The organism is Glaciimonas sp. OK215 (genome assembly GCF_057787885.1).
On sequence record NZ_CM173544.1, the window covers coordinates 3,744,176 to 3,758,716 of the forward strand.

Annotated in this window: 3 protein-coding genes; all 3 read left to right on the forward strand. The window is 63.9% G+C overall.

Going from position 1 to position 14,541, the window contains the following annotated elements; translation table 11 throughout:
- Positions 1-188 precede the first annotated feature (188 nt).
- The 3 genes from AC3CHX_RS17305 to AC3CHX_RS17315 all read left to right on the forward strand — a co-directional run bounded on the left by AC3CHX_RS17305 (position 189) and on the right by AC3CHX_RS17315 (position 14,288).
- Positions 189-12,347, forward strand: coding sequence for an Ig-like domain-containing protein (locus AC3CHX_RS17305; RefSeq protein ID WP_488629268.1), 12,159 nt, complete (start codon positions 189-191; stop codon positions 12,345-12,347).
- A 40-nt stretch (positions 12,348-12,387) separates the two neighbouring features.
- Positions 12,388-12,849, forward strand: a complete 462-nt coding sequence (locus tag AC3CHX_RS17310) for an ANTAR domain-containing protein (RefSeq protein ID WP_488629269.1) — start codon at positions 12,388-12,390, stop codon at positions 12,847-12,849.
- Positions 12,850-12,959: 110 nt separating this feature from the next.
- Positions 12,960-14,288, forward strand: a complete 1,329-nt coding sequence (locus AC3CHX_RS17315) for a TolC family outer membrane protein (RefSeq protein ID WP_488629270.1) — start codon at positions 12,960-12,962, stop codon at positions 14,286-14,288.
- The last annotated feature ends 253 nt before the right edge of the window (positions 14,289-14,541 follow it).

Below are 14,541 nucleotides of genomic sequence, written 5' to 3' on the forward strand. Positions count from 1 at the left end.
AGCCTCCCCGGCTAGTAGAACCAGTACACCTGTACCAAAGTACAGGGTGTACCAAGGTCCAATAGAACATCTTTCCTGAACACATAAGCTTGAATAGAAGGCGATTTCACGCCGGACAAATATTGAGCGTCGATTCCGCCAATGCGGGAATACTTAGCCAGACGCCGACAAAAATCAAGGGGAGAGTCATGGCCACAACTACGCTATCGTCAGGGACTGCCGTTTCGATCAGCAATACGCCGCAAGCCGGGGATGACCTGTTCACTTCGGCGCAGACCGGCCTCACCGACAATTCGCTTGGCATCGTCTACTTGAACGTGATGGCGAATGATCTGGGCGGCGCCGCCAAGACGCTTTACTCGATCGATGCGGGTAGCGAAACTACAACAACGCTCGAGCAAACAGCGCTGCTGACGCAAGATACAACCAGGACGGAGGCCCTGAGCACAGACCACAGCGATAGGGGCGCGCACATCTGGATTACGTCGGACGGAAAGGTCGGGTACGATGCAAGCACCCTGGATACCGCTTGGCTCTCGAACAGTTACAGTACGCTTGGATACGCACAAGACAGCTTTACGTACGCGATCCGGCTCGGCAACGGGACCCTCAGTTGGGCCACCGCGTACGTGGAAATCGCGCCGCCGGCACCCATCGTTGCGCTCACGCATGACACCGGCAGTTCAAGCAGCGACAAGGTCACCGGCGACGGCACGCTCGGCCTGACTGGTGTCGCGTATGGTGCGACGGTCCAGTACAGCTCCGACGGCGGCGCCCACTGGGGTACGAGTTTTCACGGATTGGAAGGCTTGAACAACTTGCTGGTGCGTCAAATCGACGTGAAGGGCAACACTTCGGCGGCCACAAGTTTTAGTTTCACGGTCGACACCTTGGCACCGACCGAAACCATCAGCAGCACCCTCGGCACCGATACCGGGCTGACCACCACCATCAGCGGCGGCGGGCTCACCAAGGACAACACCCTGGCGCTGTCCGGCACCGCCAGCGACGCCAACGGCGTATCGTCAGTCCATATCTTCGACGGCTCGACCGATCTTGGCGCTGCCGCGCTGGACAGCTCCGGCCACTGGACCTTTACCACCAGTGCGCGCAGTGACGGACTGCATAGCTTCACCGCCGTCGCCACCGACATCGCCGGCAACACCACGACCACCGCGGCGGTCACCGCCATGGTCGACTCCACCATCGCCACGCCGACGGTGGTCCTGACCAGCGACACCGGCAGTTCTGCTAGCGATCACATCACCAGCAATGCCGCATTGACAGTGAGCGCGGCGGCGGGTGACGTGACGCGCACCTACAAGGTGGATGGCGGCACGGCCTCGGCCAGCTATGTGGCGCCGACCGCCGATGGCAGCCACACGGTGGTGGTCAACGACATCGACACCGCCGGCAACACCGCCAGCAGCAGCCTCACCTTTACGCTGGACAAGACCATCGCCACGCCGACGCTGGCGTTGGCCAGCGACACCGGCAGTTCCGGCAGCGACCACATCACCAACAATGCCGCGTTGACAGTGAGCGCGGCGGCGGGTGACGTGACACGCACCTACTCGGTGGATGGCGGCACAGCCTCGGCCAGCTATGTGGCGCCGACCGCCGATGGCAGCCACACGGTGGTGGTCAACGACCTCGACACCGCCGGCAACACCGCCAGCAACAGCCTCACCTTTACGCTCGACAAGACCATCGCCACGCCGACAGTGGCGCTGACCAGCGACACCGGCAGTTCCGCCAGCGACCACATCACCAACAATGCCGCGTTGACAGTGAGCGCGGCGGCGGGTGACGTGACACGCACCTACTCGGTGGATGGCGGCACAGCCTCGGCCAGCTATGTGGCGCCGACCGCCGATGGTAGCCACACCGTCGTCGTCAACGACCTCGACACCGCCGGCAACACCGCCAGCAGCAGCCTCACCTTCACGCTCGACAACACCATCGCCACGCCGACCCTGGCGCTGACCAGCGACACCGGCAGTTCCGCCAGCGACCTGATCACCCAGAGCGGCGGGCTCACCTTCGGCGCGGCGGCCGCAGATGTCACGCGCACCTACACGGTGGACGGCACGATCAGCAGCACCTATACCGCTCCCACGACTGACGGCAGCCACACGGTGGTGGTCAACGACATCGATACCGCCGGCAACACCGCCAGCAGCAGCATTACCTTCACGCTCGACAACACCATCGCCACGCCGACCCTGGCCCTGACCAGCGACACCGGCAGCTCGGCGAGCGACCTGATCACCCAGAGCGGCGGGCTCACCTTCGGCGCAGCCGCTGCAGATGTCACGCGCAGCTACACGGTGGACGGCGGCAGCGCCAGCAGCAGCTATACCGCGCCGACCGCCGATGGCAGCCACACCGTCGTGGTCAACGACATCGACACCGCCGGCAACACTGCCAGCAACAGCATTACCTTTACGCTCGACAACACCATCGCCACGCCGACCCTGGCGCTGACCAGCGACACTGGCAGCTCGGCGAGCGACCTGATCACCCAGAACGGCGCGCTCACCTTCGGCGCAGCCGCTGCAGATGTCACGCGCAGCTACACGGTGGATGGCGGCACGGCCAGCAGCACCTATACCGCGCCCACAACCGATGGCAGCCACACCGTCGTGGTCCACGACCTCGACACCGCCGGCAATACCGCCAGCAACAGCCTCACCTTCACGCTCGACAACACCATCGCCACGCCGACGCTGGCGCTGACCAGCGACACCGGCAGTTCGGCGAGCGACCTGATCACGCAAAATGGCGGACTCACCTTCGGCGCAGCCGCCGCTGACGTGACACGCAGCTACACGGTGGACGGCGGTGCGGCCAGTAGCAGCTATACCGCGCCGACCGCCGACGGCAGCCACACCGTCGTGGTCCACGACCTCGACACTGCCGGCAACACCGCCAGCAGCAGCCTCACCTTCACGCTCGACAACACCATTGCCACGCCGACGCTGGCGCTGACCAGCGACACCGGCAGTTCCGCCAGCGACCTGATCACGCAGAACGGCGGGCTCACCTTCGGCGCAGCCGCGGCTGACGTGACACGCAGCTACATGGTGGACGGCGGTGCGGCCAGCAGCAGCTATACCGCGCCGACCACCGATGGCAGCCACACCGTCGTGGTCAACGACATCGACACTGCCGGCAACACCGCCAGCAGCAGCCTCACCTTTACGCTCGACAACACCATCGCCACGCCGACCCTGGCCCTGACCAGCGACACCGGCAGTTCGGCGAGCGACCTGATCACGCAAAATGGCGGACTCACCTTCGGCGCAGCCGCCGCTGACGTGACACGCAGCTACACGGTGGACGGCAGTGCGGCCAGCAGCAGCTATACCGCGCCGACCGCCGACGGCAGCCACACCGTCGTGGTCAACGACCTCGACACTGCCGGCAACACCGCCAGCAGCAGCCTCACCTTTACGCTCGACAACACCATCGCCACGCCGACCCTGGCCCTGACCAGCGACACCGGCAGTTCCGCCAGCGACCTGATCACGCAAAATGGCGGACTCACCTTCGGCGCAGCCGCTGCAGATGTCACGCGCAGCTACACGGTAGACGGCGGTGCGGCCAGCAGCAGCTATACCGCACCGACCGCCGATGGCAGCCACACCGTTGTGGTCAACGACCTCGACACCGCCGGCAACACTGCCAGCAACAGCATTACCTTTACGCTCGACAACACCATCGCCACGCCGACCCTGGCGCTGACCAGCGACACTGGCAGCTCCGCCAGCGACCTGATCACCCAGAACGGCGCGCTCACCTTCGGCGCAGCCGCTGCAGATGTCACGCGCAGCTACACGGTGGACGGCGGCAGCGCCAACAGCAGCTATACCGCGCCCACAACCGATGGCAGCCACACCGTCGTCGTCAACGACCTCGATACCGCCGGCAACAGCGCCAGCAGCAGCCTCACCTTTACGCTCGACAACACCATCGCCACGCCGACCCTGGCGCTGACCAGCGACACCGGCAGCTCCGCCAGCGACCTGATCACCCAGAGCGGCGGGCTCACCTTCGGCGCAGCCGCGGCTGACGTGACACGCAGCTACACGGTGGACGGCACGATCAGCAGCAGCTATATCGCGCCGACCGCCGACGGCAGCCACACCGTCGTGGTCAACGACATCGATACCGCCGGCAACACCGCCAGCAGCAGCATTACCTTTACGCTCGACAACACCATCGCCACGCCGACCCTGGCCCTGACCAGCGACACCGGCAGTTCCGCCAGCGACCTGATCACCCAGAGCGGCGCGCTCACCTTCGGCGCAGCCGCCGCAGATGTCACGCGCAGCTACACGGTGGATGGCGGCAGCGCCAGCAGCAGCTATACCGCACCGACCGCCGATGGCAGCCACACCGTTGTGGTCAACGACCTCGACACCGCCGGCAACACTGCCAGCAACAGCATTACCTTTACGCTCGACAACACCATCGCCACGCCGACCCTGGCGCTGACCAGCGACACTGGCAGCTCCGCCAGCGACCTGATCACCCAGAACGGCGCGCTCACCTTCGGCGCAGCCGCTGCAGATGTCACGCGCAGCTACACGGTGGACGGCGGCAGCGCCAACAGCAGCTATACCGCGCCCACAACCGATGGCAGCCACACCGTCGTCGTCAACGACCTCGATACCGCCGGCAACAGCGCCAGCAGCAGCCTCACCTTTACGCTCGACAACACCATCGCCACGCCGACCCTGGCGCTGACCAGCGACACCGGCAGCTCCGCCAGCGACCTGATCACCCAGAGCGGCGGGCTCACCTTCGGCGCAGCCGCGGCTGACGTGACACGCAGCTACACGGTGGACGGCACGATCAGCAGCAGCTATATCGCGCCGACCGCCGACGGCAGCCACACCGTCGTGGTCAACGACATCGACACCGCCGGCAACACCGCCAGCAGCAGCATTACCTTTACGCTCGACAACACCATCGCCACGCCGACCCTGGCGCTGACCAGCGACACCGGCAGTTCCGCCAGCGACCTGATCACCCAGAGCGGCGCGCTCACCTTCGGCGCAGCCGCCGCAGATGTCACGCGCAGCTACACGGTGGATGGCGGCGCGGCCAGCAGCAGCTATACCGCGCCGACCGCCGACGGCAGCCACACCGTCGTCGTCAACGACCTCGACACCGCCGGCAACACTGCCAGCAACAGCATTACCTTTACGCTCGACAACACCATCGCCACGCCGACCCTGGCGCTGACCAGCGACACTGGCAGCTCCGCCAGCGACCTGATCACGCAAAATGGCGGACTCACCTTCGGCGCAGCCGAGGCAGATGTTACGCGCAGCTACACGGTGGACGGCACGATCAGCAACAGCTATACCGCGCCGACCGCCGATGGCAGCCACACCGTCGTGGTCAACGACCTCGACACCGCCGGCAACACTGCCAGCAACAGCATTACCTTTACGCTCGACAACACCATCGCCACCCCGACCCTGGCGCTGACCAGCGACACCGGCAGTTCCGCCAGCGACCTGATCACCCAGAACGGCGGACTCACCTTCGGCGCAGCCGCGGCTGACGTGACACGCAGCTACACGGTGGACGGCACGATCAGCAGCACCTACACTGCTCCCACGACTGACGGCAGCCACACGGTGGTGGTCAACGACCTCGATACCGCCGGCAACACCGCCAGCAGCAGCATTACCTTCACGCTCGACAACACCATCGCCACGCCGACCCTGGCCCTGACCAGCGACACCGGCAGCTCGGCGAGCGACCTGATCACCCAGAGCGGCGGGCTCACCTTCGGCGCAGCCGCTGCAGATGTCACGCGCAGCTACACGGTGGACGGCGGCAGCGCCAGCAGCAGCTATACCGCGCCGACCGCCGATGGCAGCCACACCGTCGTGGTCAACGACATCGACACCGCCGGCAACACTGCCAGCAACAGCATTACCTTTACGCTCGACAACACCATCGCCACGCCGACCCTGGCGCTGACCAGCGACACTGGCAGCTCGGCGAGCGACCTGATCACCCAGAACGGCGCGCTCACCTTCGGCGCAGCCGCTGCAGATGTCACGCGCAGCTACACGGTGGATGGCGGCACGGCCAGCAGCACCTATACCGCGCCCACAACCGATGGCAGCCACACCGTCGTGGTCCACGACCTCGACACCGCCGGCAATACCGCCAGCAACAGCCTCACCTTCACGCTCGACAACACCATCGCCACGCCGACGCTGGCGCTGACCAGCGACACCGGCAGTTCGGCGAGCGACCTGATCACGCAAAATGGCGGACTCACCTTCGGCGCGGCCGCCGCAGATGTCACGCGCAGCTACACGGTAGACGGCGGCAGCGCCAGCAGCACCTATACCGCACCGACCGCCGATGGCAGCCACACCGTTGTGGTCCACGACCTCGATACCGCCGGCAACACCGCCAGCAACAGCCTCACCTTCACGCTCGACAACACCATCGCCACGCCGACAGTGGCCCTGACCAGCGACACCGGCAGTTCCGCCAGCGACTTGATCACGCAGAACGGCGGGCTCACCTTCGGCGCAGCCGCTGCAGATGTCACGCGCAGCTACACGGTGGATGGCGGCACGGCCAGCAGCACCTATACCGCGCCGACCGCCGATGGCAGCCACACCGTCGTGGTCCACGACCTCGACACCGCCGGCAATACCGCCAGCAGCAGCCTCACCTTTACGCTCGACAACACCATCGCCACGCCGACCCTGGCGCTGACCAGCGACACCGGCAGCTCGGCTAGCGACCTGATCACCCAGAGCGGCGGGCTCACCTTCGGCGCGGCCGCCGCAGATGTCACGCGCAGCTACACGGTGGACGGCACGATCAGCAACAGCTATACCGCACCGACCGCCGATGGCAGCCACACCGTTGTCGTCAACGACATCGATACCGCCGGCAACAGCGCCAGCAACAGCATTACCTTCATGCTCGACAACACCATCGCCACGCCGACGGTGGCGCTGACTAGCGACACCGGCAGTTCCGCCAGCGACCTGATCACCCAGAGCGGCGGGCTCACCTTCGGCGCAGCCGCCGCAGATGTCACGCGCAGCTACACGGTGGACGGCGGCAGCGCCAGCAGCAGCTATACCGCGCCGACCGCCGATGGCAGCCACACCGTCGTGGTCAACGACATCGACACCGCCGGCAACACTGCCAGCAACAGCATTACCTTTACGCTCGACAACACCATCGCCACGCCGACCCTGGCGCTGACCAGCGACACTGGCAGCTCGGCGAGCGACCTGATCACCCAGAACGGCGCGCTCACCTTCGGCGCAGCTGCGGCTGACGTGACACGCAGCTACACGGTGGACGGCGGTGCGGCCAGCAGCAGCTATACCGCGCCGACGACTGACGGCAGCCACACCGTTGTCGTCAACGACATCGATACCGCCGGCAACACCGCCAGCAGCAGCCTCACCTTCACGCTCGACAACACCATCGCCACCCCGACCCTGGCGCTGACCAGCGACACCGGCAGCTCGGCGAGCGACCTGATCACGCAAAATGGCGGGCTCACCTTCGGCGCAGCCGCGGCTGACGTGACACGCAGCTACACGTTGGACGGCGGTGCGGCCAGCAGCAGCTATACCGCGCCGACCGCCGACGGCAGCCACACCGTCGTGGTCCACGACCTCGACACTGCCGGCAACACCGCCAGCAGCAGCCTCACCTTTACGCTCGACAACACCATTGCCACGCCGACCCTGGCGCTGACCAGCGACACCGGCAGCTCGGCGAGCGACCTGATCACCCAGAGCGGCGGGCTCACCTTCGGCGCAGCCGCGGCTGACGTGACACGCAGCTACACGGTGGACGGTGCGGCCAGCAGCACCTATACCGCGCCGACCGCCGATGGCAGCCACACCGTCGTCGTCAACGACCTCGACACCGCAGGCAACACTGCCAGCAACAGCATTACCTTCACGCTCGACAACACCATTGCCACGCCGACCCTGACGCTGACCAGCGACACCGGCAGCTCGGCGAGCGACCTGATCACGCAAAATGGCGGGCTCACCTTCGGCGCAGCGGCGGCAGATGTCACGCGCAGCTACACGGTGGACGGCGGTGCGGCCAGCAGCAGCTATACCGCGCCGACCGCCGACGGCAGCCACACCGTCGTCGTCCATGACCTCGATACCGCCGGCAATACCGCCAGCAGCAGCATTACCTTTACGCTGGACAACACCATTGCCACGCCGACGCTGGCGCTGACCAGCGACACCGGCAGCTCCGCCAGCGACCTGATCACCCAGAGCGGCGGGCTCACCTTCGGCGCAGCCGCGGCTGACGTGACACGCAGCTACACGGTGGACGGCACGATCAGCAACAGCTATACCGCGCCGACCGCCGACGGCAGCCACACGGTGGTGGTCAACGACCTCGATACCGCCGGCAACACCGCCAGCAACAGCCTCACCTTCACGCTCGACAAGACCATCGCCACGCCGACGCTGGCCCTGACCAGCGACACCGGCAGTTCCGGCAGCGACCACATCACCAACAATGCCGCGTTGACAGTGAGCGCGGCGGCGGGTGACGTGACACGCACCTACTCGGTGGATGGCGGCACAGCCTCGGCCAGCTATGTGGCGCCGACCGCCGATGGCAGCCACACCGTCGTCGTCAACGACCTCGACACTGCCGGCAATACCGCCAGCAACAGCCTCACCTTTACGCTCGACAAGACCATCGCCACGCCGACGCTGGCCCTGACCAGCGACACCGGCAGTTCCGGCAGCGACCACATCACCAACAATGCCGCGTTGACAGTGAGCGCGGCGGCGGGTGACGTGACACGCACCTACTCGGTGGATGGCGGCACAGCCTCGGCCAGCTATGTGGCACCGACCGCCGATGGCAGCCACACGGTGGTGGTCAACGACATCGACACCGCCGGCAACACCGCCAGCAACAGCCTCACCTTTACGCTAGACAAGACCATCGCCACGCCGACGCTGGCGCTGACCAGCGACACCGGCAGTTCCGCCAGCGACCACATCACCAACAATGCCGCATTGACAGTGAGCGCGGCGGCGGGTGACGTGACACGCACCTACACGGTGGACGGCGGCACGGCCTCGGCCAGCTATGTGGCGCCGACCGCCGATGGCAGCCACACGGTGGTGGTCAACGACATCGACACCGCCGGCAACACCGCCAGCAGCAGCCTCACCTTTACGCTGGACAAGACCATCGCCACGCCGACGCTGGCGTTGGCCAGCGACACCGGCAGTTCCGGCAGCGACCACATCACCAGCAATGCCGCGTTGACAGTGAGCGCGGCGGCGGGTGACGTGACACGCACCTACTCGGTGGATGGCGGCACAGCCTCGGCCAGCTATGTGGCGCCGACCGCCGATGGTAGCCACACCGTCGTCGTCAACGACCTCGACACCGCCGGCAACACCGCCAGCAACAGCCTCACCTTTACGCTCGACAAGACCATCGCCACGCCGACAGTGGCGCTGACCAGCGATACCGGCAGTTCCGCCAGCGACCACATCACCAACAATGCCGCGTTGACAGTGAGCGCGACGGCAGCAGACGTGACGCGCACCTACAAGGTGGATGGCGGCACGGCTAGCAGCACCTATACCGCGCCCACGACCGATGGCAACCACACGGTGGTGGTCAACGACATCGACACTGCCGGCAACACCGCCAGCAGCAGCATTACCTTCACGCTCGACAAGACCATCGCCACGCCGACAGTGGCGCTGACCAGCGATACCGGCAGCTCCGGCAGCGACCACATCACCAGCAATGCCGCGTTGACAGTGAGCGCGGCGGCAGCAGACGTGACGCGCACCTACAAGGTGGATGGCGGCACAACCAGCAGCACCTATATCGCGCCCACGACCGATGGCAGCCACACCGTCGTCGTCAACGACCTCGATACCGCCGGCAACACCGCCAGCAACAGCATCACCTTTACGCTCGACAAGACCATCGCCACGCCGACGCTGTCCCTGACCAGCGACACCGGCAGCTCCGGCAGCGACCACATCACCAACAATGCCGCGTTGACAGTGAGCGCGGCGGCGGCTGACGTGACGCGCACCTACACGGTGGATGGCGGCACGGCCAGCAGCACCTACACCGCACCCACGACCAATGCCAGCCACACGGTGGTGGTCAACGATGTCGACACCGCCGGCAACACCGCCAGCAACAGCATCACTTTCACGCTCGACACCATTGCGCCGACGGATACATGGACTTTCTCTACTAGTGCCAAGGCAATCGCGGTCATCACAGACGCTTCAGGTATCGCCACCGTTTCGGCCGTGGACACCACCGACGGCACCGTCACGTTTGGTGCCGCAACGCATGTAGGTGGAACCTGGACGATCCCGACCTCCCCCTCCAAAAATATACATAATGATAACGTTACGGTTACCGTGACGGACATCGCAGGCAACGTGACGACTTCAACGCACACAGCCCCAGCCGGTGTATCCGGCGAACCTATCAACCTGGGCTTGAGCAATCCGTCGGCGGATCATGTTGGCACTGTCACGGTCTCCGGAGTCCCCTCGGATTGGACCCTGAACACCGGAACAAAGCTCGCCGACGAAACTTGGACTGTGCAGACGAACGATCCAACCACGCTGACCGTCACCACACCCGCCGCCTACACCGGCGCAATGGTCCTCACAGTCACCCAAACCTGGACCAACACCGACGGCACCAGCGGCACCCACATCATCGCCGACAACGTCGAAGCCTACGCCCCAGGCTCGCCAATCTTCGCTCTATCCTCAGACGATCACCTCACCGGCTCTTCCGGCGCCGACCTCTTCGTCTTCGCCCAACCGATAACGAACGACACAATCCACAGCTTCGACGCCGCAGCAGACAAAATCGACTTGATCGGCTTCGCAGGTTTCGCGAGCTTCGCCGACGTCCAGGCCCAAACGGTCAACGACGCCAGCGGCAACGCCGTAATTACTCTCTCCAACGGCGAGACCATCACGGTATTCGGTGTCGATACTGCTTCACTGACCGCCAGCAATTTCGTCTTCGACCAGGACCCCGTCACCATCAATGCCGGCACCCTGACCATCAGCGACGGCGCCATCATGCCGTTCAGCGGGGTCATCGAAAACACCGGCACGATCGCGGTCGCTTCCACCGGCAGCGAAACCAGCCTGGAAATCCTGGTCCACAGTGTGACGCTGCAAGGCGGCGGGCATCTCACGCTGTCCGACAACGACCACAACGCCATCTTCGGCGGCACCGGCGAGGCCACGCTCACCAACGTCGATAACACCATTTCCGGCGCCGGCCAGCTCGGTGCCGGACAGATGACGCTCGCGAACGCGGGGACCATCATCGCCGACGGCAGCCACGCGCTGGTCATCGATACCGGAAGCCACGTGATCACAAACACCGGTACGCTCGAATCAAGCGGCAGCGGCGGCCTCCTCATCGAAAGCGGGATCGCCAATTCCGGCAGTCTGTGGGCCAACGGCGGCAACGTTACCATCCATGGCGATGTTACCGGCTCCGGGAGCGCGACGATCAGCGGCGCGGCGACACTCGAATTCGGCGCCGCCTCTGCCGAGAACACCACCTTCGCCGATGGCGGAACTGGCACGCTCATGCTCGATCATTCGGCCAGCTTCACTGGCTCCGTCTCCGGATTTGCCGTCGGCGATTCACTCGATCTCGTGGATGTCGTGTTTGGCAGCGCTACGACGCTGAGCTATTCCGCCAATGCCGGAGGGACAGGTGGAATGCTGATCTTGAACGACGGTGTGCATAGCGCCCAGATCGCGCTTCTGGGCCAATACACGACAGCTGGCTTCCAGGGGACGCACGATCAAGGCAGCGGCACGCTATGGACTTACAACGCCAATCCCGGCGATGGGCATATTTACGGTTCAAACGGCGATGACCTGATGTTTGGCGGCGACGGCAATGACATCCTGGTGGGCGGCGGTGGCAACGACATACTCACTGGTGGCTTGGGTAACGATACGTTTGCCTATAACGCGATCACAGACCGCGGCACGACGGGCGACGTCATTACTGACTTTAGCAAATCAGGAGCCAACGGGACCGATGTTCTGGATCTGCATGATTTGCTCCATGGATTCAGCGGTTATAGCGGCACAGACGCCGGCACCAACGCATTTACCGGCGGCTATCTGCAATTCGACACGACGACTTCGCCCGGCAATACCATCGTCAAAGTCGATAGCGATGGCGGCGCTGATTCCTTTGTTACCCTGGTGACACTGAATCACGTATTGCTGACGCCGAGCGATACGCATAACTACATTGTGTAGAGGGCCGCAGCCGTACGATCCTTCTGGAGGAGCATTATTCATGCAAACCATCACCGTGGCGATTGCTGATCCAGACAGGACAGAGCTGATGGCGTGCAAGCGCATGCTGCGGCATGAGCGCGATATCCTGGTGGTGGGGCAGGCTGCAACGTGCAAAGATGTTGTCGCCACGGTTCTCGGACTCAAACCGCGCATTCTGCTGTTCAGGCTGGGCCTGTGTGCCGATGCGGATTTGCTCTTGCTGCTGGCATTACGCAGGGAATGTCCGGCGACGCGCGTGGTTCTGCTGACCGATGACCCCGTTCAGGAAGAACGGCTCATGCTCGCCCTGTCTACTGGCGCGCGCGGCTACCTGACGCATGACACCGTTCAGCTTTATCTCGCCAAGGCCGTACACGGTGTAGATCAGGGCGAGGCTTGGGTGCCCCGCAAAATGCTCGGCAGGATTCTGGAGCAGATCTTGCGTGAACGATGCTTGGCTTCATGCTGCGATACAAGTTGAACGGAGTGTTGTCGTCATGTAACATCGTGTCGTATCCACCAAGCGCCAAACCTTTCACATCCGACTTTTGTGGCTGGTTTACCATACCTCGGCGGCACGCAGGGAGTTACATGAAAAGAAACAGGTTTTGGTCAGTGTTCGCACTGGCGTGGGTGACCGCTGTTTCATCCGCATGTGCAGTTGCCCAGACGCTAAGGGAAGCAGTCGAGCAGGCTGTGTCGACAAACCCTGAAGTGTTGGCAAGCGCCAATCACCGGCTGGCGGCCGACGAGGGCCTCAAGGGGGCGCGTGGCGGTTACTGGCCGCGTATCGATCTGAGTGCCGGCGCCGGTCGGGAACGGCTCGATAATATCAATACGCGTGCTCTCAATCTGAGCGACCCTAGCTTCGGCCGCCGCGACGCCGGCGTGACCCTGTCCCAGATGCTGTTTGACGGCTTCGCCGTGAAGAGCGAAGTGGCGCGTCAGCAGGCGCGGGTCGATTCTTCCGCCTATAGCGTTGCGGCCACCGCGGAGGATATCGCTCTACGCACGGTGGGCGTCTATCTGGAGGTTCTGCGGCGCCAGGAAACGGTGGCTGCCGCCGTCGACAATCTGGACGCCCACCAGCGTATCTACGATCACATCAAGATCCGCAGTGAAAGCGGGGTCGGCCGACGCGCTGACCTTGATCAGGCCGAGAGCCGCCTGGCCTTGGCAAAAACCAATCTGAGGACGGAGCAGAGCAGCCTCAAGGATGCAGAAGTCTCCTATTTGCGTTTGGTCGGCACGCAGCCGGGTACGCTTCTCAGACCCGTCGCGCCGGAGAATGCATTGCCGCGCAGCGAGAGGCTGGCGCTGGATACCGCCCTGGCCGGCCATCCCACGTTGAAGGCGGCAGAGGCCGACGTGGCTGCGGCCAAGGCGCAGTATGCGGCAGCGAAAGCCGCTTTATCGCCACGCATCGACCTGGAGCTGGGAGTAAACCATGACCGGGACAGAATTAATGGGGTGGCGGACGATCGCACCATCATGCTGCGCCTTCGCTACAATTTTTCGCGCGGCGGGGCTGACTTGGCGCGGATCAGCGAAACCCGCTTCCAGATCAAAGAGTCCGACGAAGCGCTCAATCGCAGTCGTCGCCAGGTCGAAGAAAGCCTGGCGCTGGCTTACAACGCCAACTTCACTGCGCGCGACCAGTTGGAGGTCTTGAAACAATATGTTGATTCCAGCGCTGCAACCCGTGAGGCCTATGCCAAGCAATTCAGCATTGGGCAACGCACCTTGCTGGACTTGCTGAATGCAGAAAATGAGTATTTCAGTGCCCGCTTTTCATACATCACCGGACAATATGCCGAACTCGCCAGCACGTTCAGGATTTATGCCGGCATGGGACAGTTGCTCACTACCTTGCAAATAGCATTGCCGGTTGAAGCCGCCTGGGTAGGCGCAGTGAAGTAATCTGCATGTCTGACACCTGGGCTGCAACAGCAACTGTTTTCAATATATATCAGGCTTTACCCAACCAGCATATCCCGTGAAGGACGGCGGCAGTCTTTACCGTAACGTCATGAATTGAACGCTTGGCAAACTGAAGGGGGCATCGACCACGATCAGGCCACGCATGTCAATAGCAGCGCGGGCTTTCGCATTTTTAAGTGCGGTCGCGTAAGGTAGCCAATAGAAAGGCGACCTTTCTATTGGCGCTAAATCG